Raw genomic sequence first — 17,249 nt, 5'->3', positions numbered from 1 at the left:
CCGATCACGACCGGCACCCGCACCCCCGCACGCGAGCCGCCCGGGCCGCCGGCGGGCGGGTGCGGCATCCTTGCCCGGGTGCCGATCACGACCGAGTTCTGGGCCACCACGGCCCAGGTCATCCCCGCGCTGCTGCTCGCCGTGGTGCTCGCGGAGCGGGCCGACCGGCCGAAGCCGGCCGGGCCCTCGTCCGAACCGCCGCCGCCGAAGTCGCTGAGCGTCGTGTTCAGCCTGGCGATGCTCGTGTCGATCGCCTTGGGCGTCTCGGCCGAGTTCCTGGCCCTGGACGGCCTGCTCGGCCGGGGCGGCCGGGGGACGGCCCGGGTGGTGATCATCGCGATCGGCGTCCTCGCGTTCTGGGTGGTCGCGGTCGCCGCCATGCGGCGGGGCGGGCGGTTCTTCCCCGCGGAGGAGGACGCCCTGGACCGGCTGTCGACCGGCCGCGCCCTCGCCGTGACGACCGTCGCCGTGAGCCACTTCCTGTTCGCGTTCGCCGTGGCCGTCCTGCCCCTGGCGGCGGCCGTCTGGCTGGCGATCCGGGTCTGACGCCGGACGCCTCACCGCACCGGCACGGGGAAGTCCGGCAGGGTGAGCGCCGAGTGCTCCGGCCGGGGCGCGCGCGGCGCCGTGGTCAGCTGCCGGAGCGCGGCGTTGCGGCGATCGAGGGCTTCCGCCGTGGTCGGGAAGAGCGTCGCCTGGCCTTCGCCCACCAGGGCCTGGTTGGCTTCGACGAAACCCCGCAACCGGTTCTCGTAGGCGGCGAAGGCCGCCGTGTGGTCCGGGATGGTCGCCAGCGCGTGGCCGAGCAGGTACGCGCCCACGAGGGCGAGGCTGGTGCCCTGCCCGGTCAGGAACGACGGCGCGTGGGCGGCGTCGCCGGCGAGCGCGACGCGGCCGGCCGACCAGCGCGGCATGCGGATCTGGCTGATCACGTCGAAGAACAGGTCACCGGCTTCGCGCATCGCCGCGACCATGCGCGGGATTTCCCAGCCGTCGCCGGCAAAAGTGCGGGCGATGAGGTCGCGCTGGGCTTCGGGGTCGCGGAACGCCGCCAGCGGCGGCTCCGGCCGGGCGAAGACCAGGAAGCCGTGGACCTCCTCGCTGTCGAGGACCGCGTACAGCGCCGCGCCCTTGCCGGGCGTGCTCCACGCGAGCCCTTCGCGGAAGAGCCCGAAGTCGTTGGGCATGGTGAACCCGGCGAAGCTGTAGCCGAGGTAGTGGTGGAACGGTGCCTCGTCGCCGAAGACGAGCTCCCGGGTCCGGGAGTGCAGGCCGTCGGCCCCGATCACGAGGTCGTAGGTGTCCCGGTGGCCGCTGCGGAAGGTGACGTCGACGCCGTCGGCGTGGTCGGCGAGGGTTTCGACGGTGTCGCCGAACCGGACCTCGGCGTCGTCGCGCACCAGGTCGTACAGCGTCCGGATCAGGTCGCCGCGGCGGATCTCGAGGTCTTCGCCTTCGATACCGCCGATGACGGCGTCCGGGGCCAGGGCCACGATTTCGCCGCCGTCGGCGTCGAGGAAGGTCAGCCGCCGGGTCGAGATGTGCAGGTCCCGCAGGCGGGACAGGATCCCCATCCGCTCGACGGCGTCCAAAGCCGTGCCGCGGACGTCGATGGGATAGCCGCCGACCCGGAGTTCGGGCGCCTTTTCCACGAGGGTGACCGCGAATCCGGCCCGCTGCAGCCAGAAGGCCAGTGCCGGCCCGGCGATGCTGGCCCCCGAAATCAAAACGCGCTTCATGACAGCTCCAATAGCTAAGTTAGGTATCTATATTTGAGGTGCGAGAATGCCCCTGATCCACTCCCGGCACGACCAACTGTATACCTAAGTTAGCTACCTAAGAGGTGTGATGGCCGACACAGAAGCCGGCGACGGGTCCGACCTGCGCGCCGTGCTGCCCCGGATCCTGCAGCTGGGCACCCTGATGAACCGCAGCGGCCTCGGCGAGCGGGCGATGAAGCGGATCGGGGCCGACCTCGACCGGCCCGGGCTGTCGATCCTCCTCGCCCTGCACCTGACCGGGAAGGCGATGCGCGTCGGGGAGATCGCCGACCGGATGCAGGTCGCCGGCCCGCACGTCACACGGCACCTGCACGTCCTCGAACGACGCCGGCTCGTGCGCGGCCTGACCGACCCCGACGACCGGCGCGCCCGGCTGGTCGAGCTGACCCCCGACGGCGCCGAACTGGCCGGCCGATACGTCACCACCCTGCTCGGCTGGTTCGACGACGCGCTCGCTGCCTGGGCGCCGGAGGACCGCCGCACCTTCTACGACCTGCTCCTGCGGTTCACCGACGACCTCGCGGCCTTCCTGGCGGCGATCGGCGAAGAGGACTGACGGCCGGCGGTCCCCCGGGCCGCCTGACGCCGTCCCGACCGCGGTGTGCTCAGTGCTGGGCGAACTGCCGGTTCGCCGGCTGGCTGACGCCGGCCTTGACCGGCAGGGGGTCGATGACCAGCCGCTCGCCGTAGATGTCGGTGACCGCGACCGCCCCGCCGCAGCCGGCGCCGTTCTCCGACAGGAAGTAGTTGTAGTCGGTGCGCTGGAGCCGTTTCCAGCTGCCGCCGGCCCGGACTTCCAGCCGGGCCACCGGATTGCGGTGGTCGATCACCTGGATCCCGCACCAGTACTGGGACGATCCGTCCTTGTAGCGAAGCGAAATCTGCTTCGCCGACGGCTGGCTCACCAGCTTCCAGGTGATCGCGATTTCCCCGCGATTGCGGGCCCCGAGGCGGTCGAACGCCTTCGGGTTCAGATCCAGCTGCCCGACCCGGCACGGCGCCGGGCACAGGTTGGTGATCCGCACCGTCACGCTCGCGCCACCGGCCGCCCGGACTTCGACGTAGGCCCCGCACGCCTGGGAACCCTCGAAGTCGGCGACGTTCATCGCCGCGTTCAACGGGTCCGGGCTCGCGTCGTACCCGCACGCGCCGGTGCCGTCCGTGTCGTAGAAGGTGGCCACGCCGGAGTGGCTCGCCCCCGGCTTGATCCGCCCGGCGAGCGGCGCGTCACCCGACGCGGCCGCGGACGACGTCGTCGCCGCGACGCTGGAGGACGCGGGGGTGGTCGTCGTGGTCGACGGCGAAGGCGGCGGCGTGCTCACGGGCGGGGTGGTGACGGCTGTGCCGATCGCGGGAGCGGCGTCCGAGCGGTTCGCCGCTTCGGCGGGGACCGTGCCGTCCGCCCGGGTCGCGACCACGGCGACCACAGCCGCTGCCACCACGAGCAACGCCACCACCGACACGATCACCGTGCGTTTGGGCACCGCACCTCCTGCGACCGCGTGCCGGCTAGTTGGTCCACATTAGACAGCATGCGGGGGCGGGTCAACGACGGCACGGCCGGCAATGTGAGCGTTAACACAACGGGCTGACAGCCCGTCGACAGCGCCGACGCCGGCCTCAGGCGGCGAAGAGGATGTGGCGCAGGGTGCGGGCCAAGTGGTCGATCAGCGCCGGCACCGGCAGCTCCGCGAGCGGTCCGGTGCGGGCGATGTACCGGTTGACCGTCACGCCGATGAGCTGCGCACCGAGCATCGCGACGCGGGCGGCGACGTCCTCGCCGTCGAGGACTTCGCGGTAGGCCCGGATGCTGCTCGCCTCCATCGCGCCGTACAGCTTCGCGGCCGCCTGCTGGTCGGAGGCGATGCTGCGCAGCAGGACCACGAGGGGGTCGACCGCGGCGTTGGCCTCCATCCGCTCCACGTAGGCGCGCGCGACGCGCTCGGGCAGCGTTTCCGGGTCGCCGGCGACCACCTCGTCGAGCTCCCGGTGTCCGGGAACGGCGGCGAGGAACAACTGCTCCTTCGACCCGAACTGCCGCAGGACCAGGCCGTGGGTGACGCCGGCGCGGGCCGCGATGTCCCGCACCGTCGCGCGGGCGAACCCGCGTTCGCCGAAGGCGGCGCGGGCCGCGTCCAGGATGGCCTGGCGGTGGCCTTCCGGGTCGCGGCGATGGGGACGTCGGGTCATGTCCCCCAATTTACCAAGTGGTCAGCAAGCCGCCTATGCTGGTTAATGACCAATCGGTCAACAGGATGGGGAGAGCACATGAGCACCACCATGATCATCGGCGGCACCGACGGGCTCGGCCGCTTCATCGCCCAGCGGCACGCGGACGACGGCGGCACCGTGGTGATCGCCGGCCGCGACGCGGACCGGGCCGAGGCCGTCGCGAAGGAGATCGCGCCGACCGCGCTCGGCCTCGGTCTGGACCTCTCCCGGCCGGAGACCATCGCCGCTTCGGCCGCGGGTGTGCCGGCCCTCGACCACCTGGTCATCACGGCCAGCCACCAGCGCCCGAACACCTTGCGGAACTTCGACATCGCCGAGGCGATCACCGCGGTGACGACGAAGCTGGTCGGTTACGCCGAAGCCGTCAGAGTGCTGCGAGAGCGCTTCACGCCGGAAGCGTCGGTCGTGCTCTTCGGCGGCCTGGCCAAGGAACGTCCCTATCCGGGCTCCACGGTCATCACCACCTTCAACGCCGCCATCACCGGCCTGGTGAAGACGCTCGCCATCGAGATCGCGCCGCACCGCGTCAACGCCCTGCACCCGGGCCTGGTCGGCGACAGTCCCCGCTGGCGCGAAGCCGACCTCGGGGCACAGGTCGAGCACACCCCGATCGGGCGGCTGGTCACCATGGACGAGATCGCCGACGCGACCGGCTTCCTGCTCCGCAACGGCGGGATCAACGGCCACGACCTGTTCGTCGACGGCGGTTTCCTCACCCGGTGACCCGGACCGGGCAGGGCCAAGGGACTTCCGGGCAAACTTCTGTCACCCCTCGTCATCACGCGATGGTGTGGTGTTAACTGGCGCGACAGACAGAGAGCGTTTCCCCCACTCGGCTGCGACGGCACAAAGCAGTACCGGTTCGCCCGCCCCGCCCGGAAAGGCCCGTTGTCGATGCGAGTGTCCGCCCCGCTGTCGTCCGGTCAGCAGCGCCTTTGGACCGTTTCCCAGCTGGACGGCGCGGGACCGGCCTACAACGAGACCATGGCCTTCACGCTGCGGGGACCGCTGGATCGCGAGGCGCTGCGCCGGGCCTTCGCCGCCTTGGCCGATCGCCACGAAGCCCTGCGGACCCGGATCGTCGTCGAGGACGGCGGGCCGGTGCAGGTCGTCGAACCCGCCGGTCACGGCTTTCCGTGCGTCGTCACCGATGTCGCCGGGCCGGGCGAAGCGGCCGAGGTGCGGCGGGCCGACCCGCTCGAGGCGTTCGACCTGACGCGGGCGCCGCTGGCCCGGGCGCGGTTGCTGATCGGGGCCGGGGCGCCGCCCCCCGATCTCCACGCTACCGGGGAGCACCGGCAGTTCCGGGACGACGAGCACCACGTCCTGCTGATCACCGTGCACCACGTCGTCTTCGACGGCTGGTCCCGGACCCTGCTGCTGCGCGAGCTCGGCGTCCTCTACGCCGCTCAGTCGAGCGGCGCAGCGGCGGATCTGCCGCCCGCGCGGCCCTACCGCGAACACGCCCGCGCGCAGCAGGACTGGCTGGCCGGCGACGGCCCGGTGCCGCACGAGGCCTACTGGCGGGAGCGGCTCGACGGCGTGCCGCCGGTGCTGGAGCTGCCCGCCGACCGGCCGCGCCCGGCCCGGCAGGACTTCCGCGGCGCACGGGTGCCCGTCGCCTTCGGCCCGGAGCTCACCGCGCGGCTGACGACGTTGGCGCGCGAACACGGCGTCACGCTCTACTCCACCATCCTGACCTGCTGGTACCTCCTGCTGTCCCGGCTTTCCGGCCAAACTGACATCGTTGTCGGCGTCCCCACCGCCAACCGCGGCGCCACCGGCGCGTACCCCGACACGCTCGGGTTCTTCGTCAACACCCTGGCCGTGCGCGCCGACCTGTCCGGTCCGCGCACCGGTGCGGTCCTGCTCAAGGAGGTCCGCGCCGCCCTGCGGGGCGCGATCGACCACGCCGAGCTGCCGTTCGAACGGGTCGTCGAGCTGGTGAACCCGCCGCGCAGCCCGGCGCACACCCCGCTGTTCCAGACGATGTTCGCCTGGGTGCCGACCCAGCACGACCTCCTGGAGCTGCCGGGCGTGGCCGTGGCACCCCTCGACGTCGAGCACGCGCCCGCGAAGTTCGACCTCGCCCTGGCCCTCGCCGGCGAGAACGGCGATGTTCTCGGACACCTCGACTACGCCGTCGCCCTGTTCGACCACGCGACCGCCGAGCGGTACGCGCGCTACCTCGTCCGGTTGCTGGACCAGCTGGCCACGCGGCCGGACGCCGATCTCGCGGGTTACGAGCTCCTCGACACCGCCGAACGCCACGAGATCCTCACCGCCTGGAGCACCGGCCCGCGGCCGCGACGACGTCCCGGCGGGCTCGTCGACCGGCTCACCGCCCACGCCGACGCCACCCCGGACGCGCCCGCGCTCGTCTGCGACGGCCGGACCCGCACCTACGGCGAGCTGGACCGCCGCAGCACGAAGCTGGCCAACGCCCTGCGCGCCCGCGGGGCCGGCCGGGGCCGGGTGGTGGGCGTCCTCAGTGGACGGTCGGCGGATCTGGTCACCGCCGTGCTGGGCGTGCTGAAGACCGGCGCCGCCTACCTCCCGCTCGACCCGGCGCAGCCGGCCGCCCGGCGAGCGGCGATGGTCGAGGACGCGTGCCCGGTACTGGTCCTGGGCGAGGACGTCACCGCCATCGAGGCCGAAGGCGACGAGACCCGGAGACCGGTCACGACCGAGCCCGGCGAGACCGCTTACGTGATCTACACGTCGGGGTCGACCGGGCGCCCCAAGGGGGTCGCCGTCACCCACCACAGCGTCCTCACCCTCTTCGACCAATGGCTGGACCGCTTCGGGGCGACCCCCGGCGAAGCGACCTCGGCGTGGTCGAGCATCGGCTTCGACGCCTCGGTGCACGAACTACTGCTGCCGCTGACCACGGGCGCGGTCCTGCACGTCGTGCCCGAGGACGTCCGGCCCGATCCGGCGGCGTTGCTGACCTGGCTGAGAAAACACCGGGTGGTCCAGGCCTTCCTGCCACCCGCATACGTCCGGTGGATCGACGAAGATCCCGGGCGCCTGCACGGGCTCGCGCTGCGGCAGCTGCTGACCGGCGTCGAACCGCTGCCGGAGGCCGCCCTCGCCCGGTTCGCCGCGGCCGTGCCGGGCCTGCGGATCTGCTTCGGCTACGGGCCGACCGAAGCCACCCTCTACGCGACCGCGCACGTCGACCCGCGGCCACGGGACCGGCCGGCCCCGATCGGGCGGCCGCTGCCCGGCTCGCGGCTGTACCTCCTGGACGAGCGGCTGCGCCCGGTGCCGCCGGGTGTCGTGGGCGAGGTCTTCCTGGCCGGCGACTGCCTGGCCCGCGGCTACCTGCACCGGCCGGGGCTGACCGCCGAGCGGTTCGTGGCGGACCCCTTCGTGCCCGGCGAAAGGATGTACCGCACCGGAGACCTCGCCCGATGGCTGCCGGACGGCGAAGCCGAGTACGCCGGCCGCCGCGACGACCAGATCAAGCTGCGGGGCTTCCGCATCGAGCCCGGCGAGGTGACGGCCGCGCTGCTGGCCGTGCCCGGGGTCCGGGAGGCCGCCGTGCTGGTGGACCGCGAAGGCGAGCCACGGCTCGTCGCCGGTGTCGCCGGTGACGAGCCGCGGACCCCGCACGAGTGGCGGGCCGCGCTGGCGGACCGGCTGCCGGACTACATGATCCCGTCGGTGTTCGCCGAGTTCGACCGGCTGCCGCTGAGCCGAAGCGGCAAGCTCGACCGCGACGCCGTGCTGGCGCGCGCCCGCACGAGCGCATCGAACAACCCGGTCAACACCGCGGCCCCGCGCGACCACGTCGAGCTGGCCCTGCTGCGGATCTGGCGGGACCTGCTGCTGCACCCCGCGATCGGTGTCTCGGACGGCTTCTTCGACGTCGGCGGCACGTCGATCTCGGCGATCAAGCTGGCCCACGCGATCGGCGTGGAGTTCGGCCGCGAGCTGCCGATCCGGGACGTCATCCTGCACCCGACCATCGAGGCGCAGGCCGCACTGCTGCGCATGGACCACCTGCCGGAGACCGGCAGCCTGATCGAGTTCCGCCGCGGCGCCGGGCGGGCCCGCGTCGTCTGCGTGCACCCGGCGGGCGGCACGGCGTTCTGCTACCTGCCGCTCAGCGCCGCCCTGCCCGAAGACGCCGGTGTCCTCGGGATCCAGTCCCCCGGGCTCAACGCCGGTGAGGAGCCGCTGCCGAGCGTCGAGGCGATGGCCGAGGAGTACCTGCGGCTGGTCGGCCCGCGGCCGGAGGAAACACTCGTCCTCTGTGGACTCTCGTACGGCGGGCTGGTCGCCCACGAGATGGGCCGACGGCTCGCGGAGCACCACCCGCGCGTCAGCGTCGTCCTGCTCGACACCACCGCCACCGACGACCCCGCCGGGAAGGCGGCGATCGAGCCGGTGCCCGCGGCCGAGTTCCGCGAGAAACTGGTCCGCTTCAACGGGATGTACCCGGGGATCGAGGACGCGCAGATCGAGCGCTACCACCGCACGTACAACCACAACCGGCTGACCGCCCGCGAGCACGATCCGGGCGAGACGGCGGCGCGCGTGGTGTTCGTCCAGGCCGTCGGCGAGGACACCGTGCCCGGCACCGCCGAGTTCTGGCGCCGCCGCGCGCGGGGCGAATTCGAGGTGGTCCCCGCGGACTGCGGGCACTGGGACATGCTGGAAAGCGACGCGCTGCCGCTGGTCGCCGAGATCATCTCGGCCGAGCTGGCGGCCCGATGACGTCGATCGCCCGCCGCGTCCACGACCGGGCCCTGCGGCACCCGGACGCCCTCGCCGTGTCCGACGGCGACCGCAGGCTCACCTACGCCGAGCTGAACGCGGGAGCCGCCGCCGTCGCGGAATCGTTGTCCCACCGGGGAATCCGCCCGGGCGACGCGGTCGCCGTCGGGCTGCCACGCTCGGCGGAACTGATCCAGGTCATGCTGGGCGTGCTGCGCCTCGGCGGCCAGGTCGTCCCGCTGGACCGGCAGAGCCCGCCCGCGCGCCGGGACGCCATCCTCGCCGACGCGGGCGCGGTCGTGGTCGTCAGCGACGACCTCCGCGGCGTCACACCGGCCGAACTGCTGGCCGAACCCGCCGAAGCGGGCACGCCCGCCGAGCCCGCACCGGCGTCGTTCCTCTTCGCCACCTCCGGCACGACCGGGCGGCCCAAAGGGGTCGAGGTCCGCGACGCCGGGATCCTTCGCTTGGCCGAACCCGGCTGGCTCGACATCGGCACGCGGTTCGCCTGCCTGGCCAACCCCGCGTTCGACGCGCTCAGCTTCGAGGTCTGGGTGCCACTGCTGACCGGCGGCACGTGCGTCGTGCTCGACGACGAAACCGTCCGCGACCCGCAGGCCTTCGCCGACGCGCTGGTCCGCGAGCGCATCGACACGATGTTCGTCACCGCGACGCTGTTCAACGCGGTCGCCGAGACCGTGCCGGGCAGCTTCGCCACGGTGCGCCGCGTCGTGATCGGCGGCGAGCAGCTCAACGCCCCGCTGATCCGCCGCTGGTACCGGGCCAACCCGGACGCGCCGACGCGGCTGCAGAACGGCTACGGCCCGACCGAGACGACGACGTTCGCGCTCAGCTACGCCATCCCGCGCGGCTTCGACGGCGACGTCGTGCCGATCGGCCGCCCGCTGCCGGGCACCGGTGCGGTCGCGGTGACGCCGGACGAACGCGTGGCCACCGAAGGCGAGGTCGCCGAGCTGTACCTCTCCGGAGCCGGCGTCGCCCTCGGCTACCGCGGCCTGCCCGCGGAGACCGGGCGGCGGTTCGTCCGGCTGCCGTGGTTCGACGAGGGCCGCGCCCGGTTCTACCGCACCGGCGACCTGGTCCGGGTGCTGCCGGGCGGCCGGTACGCCTACGTCGGCCGGACCGACCGGCAGGTGAAGGTCCGCGGGTTCCGGGTCGAGCCGGGCGAGCTGGAGCAGCGGCTCCTGGCCCACCCGGAGGTCCGGCAGGTCCACGTGGCCGTGCGCCGCGCGACCACGGCCGAACTGCTCGCCTTCGTCGTGGCCGGTGACCTGTCCTTCGAGGCGTACGAGGCACATCTGGCCGAGACCGTACCGGCCTACATGCGGCCGCACCACGTGTTCCGCCTCGGCGAACTGCCGCGGAACGCGAACGGGAAGGTCGACGAAGCCGCGTTGCTGGCGGGCGGGTTCTCGTCCTGGCGGCCGGACACCGGCGGCGACGCGACGGCGTGGGAGCGCGAAGTCCTGGCCGTCGTCACGGGGATCCTCGGCGTCCCGGACCTCCGTCCCGGCGACCGGTGGCTGCGGTCCGGTGGCGACTCGCTCAAGGCGCTGCGCCTGCGGTTCGCGATCCGGGAACGCTGGCGCGCGGACCTGGCGCCGTCGGTCGTGCAACGCGGCACCTTCGCCGATCTCGCCGCGGCGATCTCGGGGGCGGGCCGCGCGGCCTACCCGGAGCCGGCCCCACCGACCGGCGCGGCCACCGCACCCGCCACCGGTGAACAGCAGCGGCTTTGGCTCGTGCAGCAACGAAATCCCGCATCCACGGCGTACCACGTGCCGCTCGCGTTCCGGATCACCGGCCGCCCTGACGTCGAGGCGCTGCGCCGGGACGTGCGTGGCCTGGTCGAACGGCACCCGGCGCTGCGCACCGCGTTCGAGGCCATCCCCGACGGCCTGCGGCAGGTCACGAAACCGGCGTACGACCCGTGGACCGAGCCCGGCGAGGACTTCTTCACCGCGCCCTTCGACCTCGCCTCGGGCCGGCTGCTGCGCGCGGCCTGGCGTCCCGACGGCACGTTCCTGCTGTGCCTGCACCACATCGCGGTCGACGGCTGGTCGCTCAACATCCTGTTCCGGGAGCTGTCCGGCGCCGCACCGCGGCCGGACGCGCACACGCCACTCGACTTCGCCGCGTGGCAGTCCAGCTGGTACGCCTCCCCCGGCTACCGCGCCCAGCTGACCGAGCGGTCCGACGATGCCGAGCCCCTCGGTGAAGCGTCCCTGGCCGGGCGGCTGCGCACGACCCGCATCGGCCGCGAACGCGTCGACGAGTGGGCCGGCGAGCTGGGTTTGACCCGGTTCCAGCTCCTGCTGGGCGTGTTCGCGTGGAGTCTCTACGCGGTGACCGGGCGGACCCGGCCGCGGATCGCCGCGCCGGTGGCGAACCGGCCGGTGCGCGAGTTCGAAGACAGCGTCGGGATGTTCGCCAACACCGTGCGGGTGCCGCTTTCGGTGGACCCGCACGAAGACCTGGACACCCAGCTCCGGCGGCTCGGCGAGGCGGCGGGGGCGGCGCTGGACGACCAGGACGTCGCGTTCGCCGATCTCGACCCCGCCTACGCGGCCTTTGACTACCTGTTCGTCCTGGAGAACACCGACTTCGGCGCGCTGCGGCTCCCGGGCTGCTCGGTCAGTCCACAGTGGATCGAAGCGGCCGAAGCCAAGTGCGCGCTCACGCTGTCGGTCGTGGAACGCACCGACGGCTTCGACTGCCTGTGGGAGTACGGGGAAGGCCACTTCACCGAAGCCGAGGCCACGGCCCTCGGCGAAGTCTTCGACCGCGCCCTGTACGGCGACGCCCGGACTCCGGATCGCCGTGACCACGGCCGTGGTGCCGCCACCGGACTGACGTGGGAGACGGTGGCCGAAGGCTTCGCGCGTCAGGTCGCGCGGACGCCCGGCACCCCGGCGCTGACCGGCGACACGACGCTGACCTACGCCGAACTGGACGCGCACGCGGCCCGGCTCGCCGCCACCCTGCCCGCGGACGCCACCGACATCGCGCTGTACTTCCGGCCGTCGGCCGAGCACGTCGTCGCGCTCCTCGCCCTGGCCCGGCTGAACATCACCGCCGTGCCCCTGGACCCGGCGTACCCGCCGGAACTGCTGCGCGCCATGCTCGACCGCGTCCGGCCGCGCTGCGTCCTGCTCGCCCCGGGGGAAACGTTCGAGACCGACGTCGAGCGGCGGTTCGTCACGCTCACCGGCGGGCCGGTGCCGGACGTCCCGGCCCGGCACGCCGGACGGCCGCTCTACACGCTGTTCACCTCGGGCTCGACCGGCGTGCCCAAGGGCGTGCGCGTCCCGGACCGCACCCTGGCCAACCTGCTGCAGTGGCAGGACGCCCCGCCCGCGGCGACGCAGCAGTTCTCGATGCTGTCGTTCGACGTGTCGTTCCAGGAGATCTTCACCACGCTGTGCGGCGGCGGCCGGCTGCACCTGATCCGCCCGGAGTGGCGGCACGACGTCCCGGCGCTGCTGGCGCAGCTGGAAACGGCCGGGATCGAACGGATCTTCCTGCCGTACGTGGCCTTGCAGCTGCTCGCCGAGCACGGCGTCCGGCTCGGGCGGTACCCGGCGCGGCTGCGGGACGTGATCACCGCCGGGGAGCAGCTGGTGTGCACGCCGGCGATCCGCCGCTGGTTCGCCGGGCTGCCCGGCGCGCGCCTGCACAACCACTACGGCCCGACCGAAACCCACGTCGTCAGCGCGCTGACCCTGGATGGCGATCCCGCGGTGTGGCCCGACCGGCCCGCCATCGGCCGTCCGGTGGCGAACGCGGTCCTGCGGGTCGCCGACGCCGCGGGCGCGCCGCTGCCGCCGGGACAGGTGGGTGAGCTGCTCATCGGCGGTCTCGCGGCGAACCGCTGCTACCTCGGCGAAGCGGCTCCGGAGAAGTTCGCCGAGCTGCCGGAGCTGTACTACCGCAGCGGCGACCTCGCGCACTTCGACCGTGCCGGGCTGCTGCACTTCGACGGCCGGGCCGACCGGCAGGTCAAGCTCAGCGGCCACCGCCTCGAACTCGGGCAGGTCGAGGCGGCGCTGCTGCGGCACCCGGACGTCGTCAACGCGGTCGTCGCGGCCGAGGGCGACCGGCTGACGGCGTTCCTGGAGTGCCGCCGGACGCCTTCCGCCGCGCAGCTGGCCGATTTCCTCGTGCCGCTGCTGCCGCCGCACGCGCGGGTGGACCGCTTCCGCGTCGTCGGCGCCCTGCCGCGCACGCCGAGCGGGAAGCTCGACCGGGACGCCGCTCCCCGGACGCCGGGGACGGATCTCCACCGGACGGCCGTCCGGCCGTCGAGTGAGCTGGCGGCGTTGTTCGAGGAGGTGACCGGCGCGTCGATCGGTCCCGACGAGACGTTCTTCGCCGCCGGCGCCAGTTCGCTGTCGCTGATGCGGTTCCACCTGCGCTGCGCCGAAGCCGGGTACCGGTTCACCGTGGCGGACCTCTTCGAGCACGTCTCCCTCCGGGACCTGACGCGGCACCTCGAGAGCGGCCCGGCGCCGGCCCGGGCCGCGGGCCCGGGTTCCGCCGATGAGCCGGTGGCGGTCGTCGGCATGGCGGTGCGGCTGCCCGGCGCGCGGGACCTGGCCGCCTTCTGGGACCTGGTCGTTTCGGGTCGCCGGGGCATCGAGGAGTTCCCGGCGGCGGACGGCCTGGTCGGCGCGCGCAGCATCCTGGCCGACCCGCTGGCGTTCGACCCGGAGCACTTCGGGATCAGTCACCGCGACGCGGCGCTGATGGACCCCCAGCAGCGGCAGCTGCTGATGGCCTGCGTGGAAGCCTTGGCGCACGCCGGGATCACTTCGGGTGCCGGCGTCGGGCTGGTCGCGGGCTGCGGGGAGAACACCTACTTCCGGCAGATGCTGCGCGAGGCCGACCCGACGGCCCTGCCCGACGGCTTCCAGCTGGCCCTGCACCACGAGAAGGACTTCCTCGCCACGAAGGTCGCCTACCACCTCGACCTGACCGGGCCCGCGTTGACGACCCAGACCGCGTGCTCGAGTTCACTGGTCGCGGTCCACCAGGCGGCGGGGATGCTGCGCGGCGGCGAGGCCGACGTGATGCTGGCGGGCGGTGTGCTCGTCGACGTCACCCTGGCCGAGGGGTACCGGTACCGGCCGCAGCACATCTTCTCGGCGGACGGGCACTGCCGCCCGTTCAGCGACGACGCGGACGGCACGGTGGGCGGCAGCGGCGTCGGCGTGGTGGTCCTGAAGCCCCTTTCGGCGGCCCGGCGGGCCGGCGACACGGTGTATGCGGTGCTCACGGGGTCCGCCGTGGCCAACGACGGCGCGGTGAAGCAGGGCTACAGCGCCCCGTCCCCGGCCGGGCAGCGCGCGGCGATCCAGGCCGCGCTCCGGCGGGCCGGCCGCTCCGGCGCGGACGTCGGCTACGTCGAGGCGCACGGGACCGGGACCCGCCTCGGCGACCCGATCGAGGTGGCGGCCCTGCGCGAGGCGATGCCCGAGGCGGCGGCGTGTGCGTTGTCCTCGGTGAAGAGCCAGGTCGGCCACCTGGGCGCGGCGGCGGGTGTGGTGAGCCTGATCCGCGCGGTCCTGGCGGTGCACCACGGCGTCCTCCCGCCGACGGCGGACTTCCGCGCGCCCAACCCGGCGGTGGACCTGGGGCCGTTCCGGGTGCCGACCCGGGCGGAGCCGTGGCCGGCGGGCCCGCGCGTGGCGGGGGTGAGCAGCTTCGGCATCGGCGGAACGAACGCGCACGTGGTGCTGGAGTCGGTCCGCCCGGTGCCGGCCTCGCGCCCGGATCCGTTGCGGTGCCTGGTGCTTTCGGCTCGCAGCGCGGCGGCGGTGCGCCTCGATGCGGCTCGGGTGGCGGACTACCTGGCGGCGCACCCGGAGTCCTATCTGGACGTACTTCGGCATCTGCAGACCGGCCGCCCGGAGGGGCGCTGGCGCATGGCGGCGGCCTGCGCGGACGCGGCCGCGGCGGTCGAGTGGCTCCGCACCGCCGAGCCGCAAGAGGTGCCCAGCGCGGCACCCGTACGGGAAAGCGCCGCTCCCGACCCGGCACCCGCACGGCAAAAAGCCGCTCCCGACCCGGCACGGTCATGGGAAAGTGCCGCCGAACCGGCTGCCGCTTGGCCGGGCGGCGCTCCCGTCGACTGGGGCCAGGCCCCCGCCCCAGCGCCGTGGGACTTCCCGCCGCCCGCCTTCGCCGCGCGCGACTTCGACTTCCCGCGCCGGGCCGCCGTCGGACGGCTGCCCGAAGCCGAGTGGCTGCACCAGCCCACCTGGGTCCGCCTGCGCCGCGCGGCCACCGCCACCCCCACCGATCGCGTCCTCGTCATCTGCGGCGAAGGCCCGCTCACCGCTCCCGCCCTCGACAGCGTCTATCCGCGCGTCGTGCGGGTCCACGTCGCCGACCGCTTCGCCCGCCTCGGGCCCGACACCTTCGAAGCCGACCCGGCCGACACGACCCACCTCCGCCAGGTGCTGGATGTGTTACCGGCCACCGAAATCGACTGGCTGCACACCCTCCCCCTCGGCATCACCGGACCCGTCGGCGAACAGTCACTGGACCGGGCGCGCCGGGCCTGCCTCGACACGCCCGCCGCTCTCCTGCGGGCCGCCCACGACCGTCCACTCAGGACGTGGTGGCTCTCAGCCGGCGCCGCGCCCGCGAACGGCGCCGTCACGCGCCCGGAAGCCGGGCTGCTGGCCGGGATCCTCGCCGTCGGCCCGCAGGAAAGCGGCCTGCCCGGCCACTGGGTCGACCTCGAAAGCCCCGACCTCGACCAGCTCGCCGACCTGCTCACCGGCCCCACCCCGCCGGCGCGGGTCGCCCTCCGCAACGGCTTCTGGTGGACGCAGGACAGCGCGCCCGTCGCCGCCACCGAGGTCGGGCTCCACGACGGCACGTACCTGGTCCTGGGCGGCACCGGCGGCATCGGCACCGCGATCGCCGAGGAGCTGCTGACCCGCACCGGCGGCCGCGTCATCCTGCTCGCGCGCCACCCCTTCCTGCCCGAGGCCCTCAAACCGTGGGCGGACCGCGTCGACCTGCTCGCCGCCGACCTCACCACCGTCACCGCCGAGGAGATCCCCGCTCCCCTCGCCGGGATCGTGCACGCGGCCGGGACACCGGCCGGCGGCCTGATCGCCACCCGCGGCGAAAGCACGCCGACCGGAAAACTCGCCGGCGCCCTCCTCGTGGAACGGCTCATCGAACGCGACCGGCCGGAGTTCGCCGTCTCCTGCTCGTCGCTGTCCGCGCAGTTCGGCGGCACCGGCCAGCTCGACTACGCCGCGGCCAACGGGTTCCTCGACGCGCTCGCCCACCGCGACGGCCCGACCGCCCGGCTCGCCATCGGCTGGGACGTCTGGCGCGACAGCGGGATGGCCGTCACGGCACTGGAAACCGATCCCCGGCACCAGGCCCACCTGGCCGTCGGCCTGAGCGACGCCGAGGGCCGGCGCACCTTCGCCCGCTCGCTGGCGACGGGTCTTCCGCACGTCCTGGTCGCGACGACCGGCCTCGACGCCGCCCGGACCTTCCACGAACGCGACACCACGCCGGCGGCGAAACCGGCCGCGGCGGACCTGACCGAGGAAGTACGCGCCCTCCTGGGCGTCGCCGAACTCGATCCGGACGTTCCGCTGTACGACCTCGGCGCCGACTCCCTCACGTTGCTGGACGTCGTCGACTCGGTGAAACGCCTGTACGGCGTCGACCTCGACCTCGCCTGGCTCGGCCCCGAGGTCACGATGTCGGCGTTGCTGGCCAAGCTCGCCCAAGCCGCCGACGCCGGCGAAGTGGTCGTGCAGGTCTGGCGCGAAGGCAGCGGCGAACAAGCCGTCTGCCTCGTGCACCCCGTCGGCGGGGACGTGCACGCCTACCGCGCGCTCGTCGAAGCCCTCCCGCCCGGGCTCGGCGTCTGCGTGATCGCCGACCCGGCGCTCGGCCGGCCGGAACCGCCCGGCTGGCCGGTCGCCGACCGGGCCCGCCGGTACCACGCGGCGCTGCGCGCGCAGTTCCCCGGCCGCACCTGGCAGCTGGCCGGGTGGTCGTTCGGCGCCTGGGTCGCGGCCGGCATGGCCGCCGAAGCCGAGGCGGCCGGGCAGCCGGTGCGGGCGCTGCACCTGATCGACCCGCCGCCGCCCGGCGCGAGCGCCGCCGACTACAGCGACGCGCAGCTGGAGACGGTCTTCGAGCGCGAGCTGGGCGCCTCCGGCGGCACCGCGGGCGAGCACGCGCGGCGGCTGGCCCGGGCGTGCCGGGCCAACCTGCGCAGCATGGCCGGGCACGAGCTGCCCCGCCTGGCCGCGACACCCAGCCACGTCTGGCTCGCCACCGAACCCGAGCCCGGCCTGCCGGTGGCCGGCCGCGACGGCTGGCGCGCCCTGCTGCCCGAGCCGAGCGGCTGGCACGAGCTGCCCGCCACCCACTACGGCATCGTGCGCGCCCCGCACGTCACCGAAGTGGCCGCCGCCATCGAACGGTGAGACCCACCGGAGGAAAGGA

The 17,249-nt window shown here is 73.9% G+C and carries 8 protein-coding genes; 5 read left to right on the top strand and 3 right to left on the bottom strand.

The window, feature by feature from the left end; translation table 11 throughout:
* The first annotated feature begins 78 nt into the window (after positions 1-78).
* Positions 79-546 (top strand): hypothetical protein, encoded by a 468-nt coding sequence (locus tag ACFVYA_RS27570; protein WP_387049051.1) that lies wholly within the window; start codon positions 79-81, stop codon positions 544-546.
* A gap of 11 nt (positions 547-557) precedes the next feature.
* On the opposite strand, the gene ACFVYA_RS27565 is transcribed toward ACFVYA_RS27570, so the two are convergent.
* Positions 558-1,739, bottom strand: a complete 1,182-nt coding sequence (locus ACFVYA_RS27565) for an FAD-dependent monooxygenase (RefSeq protein ID WP_387049049.1) — start codon at positions 1,737-1,739, stop codon at positions 558-560.
* 109 nt (positions 1,740-1,848) lie between these two features.
* Between ACFVYA_RS27565 and ACFVYA_RS27560 the strand changes: the two genes are divergently transcribed.
* Positions 1,849-2,337: a MarR family winged helix-turn-helix transcriptional regulator gene (locus ACFVYA_RS27560; RefSeq protein WP_387049047.1), complete on the top strand. Its 489-nt coding sequence runs from the start codon at positions 1,849-1,851 to the stop codon at positions 2,335-2,337.
* Positions 2,338-2,386: 49 nt separating this feature from the next.
* Here ACFVYA_RS27560 and ACFVYA_RS27555 read toward each other — a convergent pair whose 3' ends face one another.
* Positions 2,387-3,265, bottom strand: a complete 879-nt coding sequence (locus ACFVYA_RS27555; protein ID WP_387049045.1) for an expansin EXLX1 family cellulose-binding protein — start codon at positions 3,263-3,265, stop codon at positions 2,387-2,389.
* Positions 3,266-3,401: 136 nt separating this feature from the next.
* Positions 3,402-3,971, bottom strand: coding sequence for a TetR family transcriptional regulator (locus tag ACFVYA_RS27550; RefSeq protein ID WP_387049044.1), 570 nt, complete (start codon positions 3,969-3,971; stop codon positions 3,402-3,404).
* 78 nt (positions 3,972-4,049) lie between these two features.
* On the opposite strand from ACFVYA_RS27550, the gene ACFVYA_RS27545 reads away from it, so the two are divergent.
* The 3 genes from ACFVYA_RS27545 to ACFVYA_RS27535 all read left to right on the top strand — a co-directional run bounded on the left by ACFVYA_RS27545 (position 4,050) and on the right by ACFVYA_RS27535 (position 17,230).
* Positions 4,050-4,736, top strand: coding sequence for an SDR family oxidoreductase (locus ACFVYA_RS27545; RefSeq protein ID WP_285990995.1), 687 nt, complete (start codon positions 4,050-4,052; stop codon positions 4,734-4,736).
* Positions 4,737-4,907: 171 nt separating this feature from the next.
* A complete protein-coding gene (locus ACFVYA_RS27540; protein WP_387049042.1) occupies positions 4,908-8,738 on the top strand; it encodes an amino acid adenylation domain-containing protein in 3,831 nt (1,276 codons plus the stop codon).
* Positions 8,735-17,230: an amino acid adenylation domain-containing protein gene (locus ACFVYA_RS27535; RefSeq protein WP_387049041.1), complete on the top strand. Its 8,496-nt coding sequence runs from the start codon at positions 8,735-8,737 to the stop codon at positions 17,228-17,230. The genes ACFVYA_RS27540 and ACFVYA_RS27535 overlap by 4 nt, the downstream gene beginning before the upstream one ends.
* Positions 17,231-17,249: the final 19 nt, after the last annotated feature.

The organism is Amycolatopsis sp. NPDC058278 (assembly GCF_042881395.1).
In the GTDB taxonomy this organism is placed as follows: domain Bacteria; phylum Actinomycetota; class Actinomycetes; order Mycobacteriales; family Pseudonocardiaceae; genus Amycolatopsis.
This window is presented reverse-complemented; position numbering and strand designations above follow the sequence as displayed.

Coding starts and splice junctions, on each gene's coding strand:
- ACFVYA_RS27565 (WP_387049049.1), bottom strand. CDS start 1,739: ATGAAGCGCGTTTTGATTTCGGGGGCCAGCATCGCCGGGCCGGCACTG.
- ACFVYA_RS27560 (WP_387049047.1), top strand. CDS start 1,849: ATGGCCGACACAGAAGCCGGCGACGGGTCCGACCTGCGCGCCGTGCTG.
- ACFVYA_RS27550 (WP_387049044.1), bottom strand. CDS start 3,971: ATGACCCGACGTCCCCATCGCCGCGACCCGGAAGGCCACCGCCAGGCC.
- ACFVYA_RS27545 (WP_285990995.1), top strand. CDS start 4,050: ATGAGCACCACCATGATCATCGGCGGCACCGACGGGCTCGGCCGCTTC.
- ACFVYA_RS27540 (WP_387049042.1), top strand. CDS start 4,908: ATGCGAGTGTCCGCCCCGCTGTCGTCCGGTCAGCAGCGCCTTTGGACC.
- ACFVYA_RS27535 (WP_387049041.1), top strand. CDS start 8,735: ATGACGTCGATCGCCCGCCGCGTCCACGACCGGGCCCTGCGGCACCCG.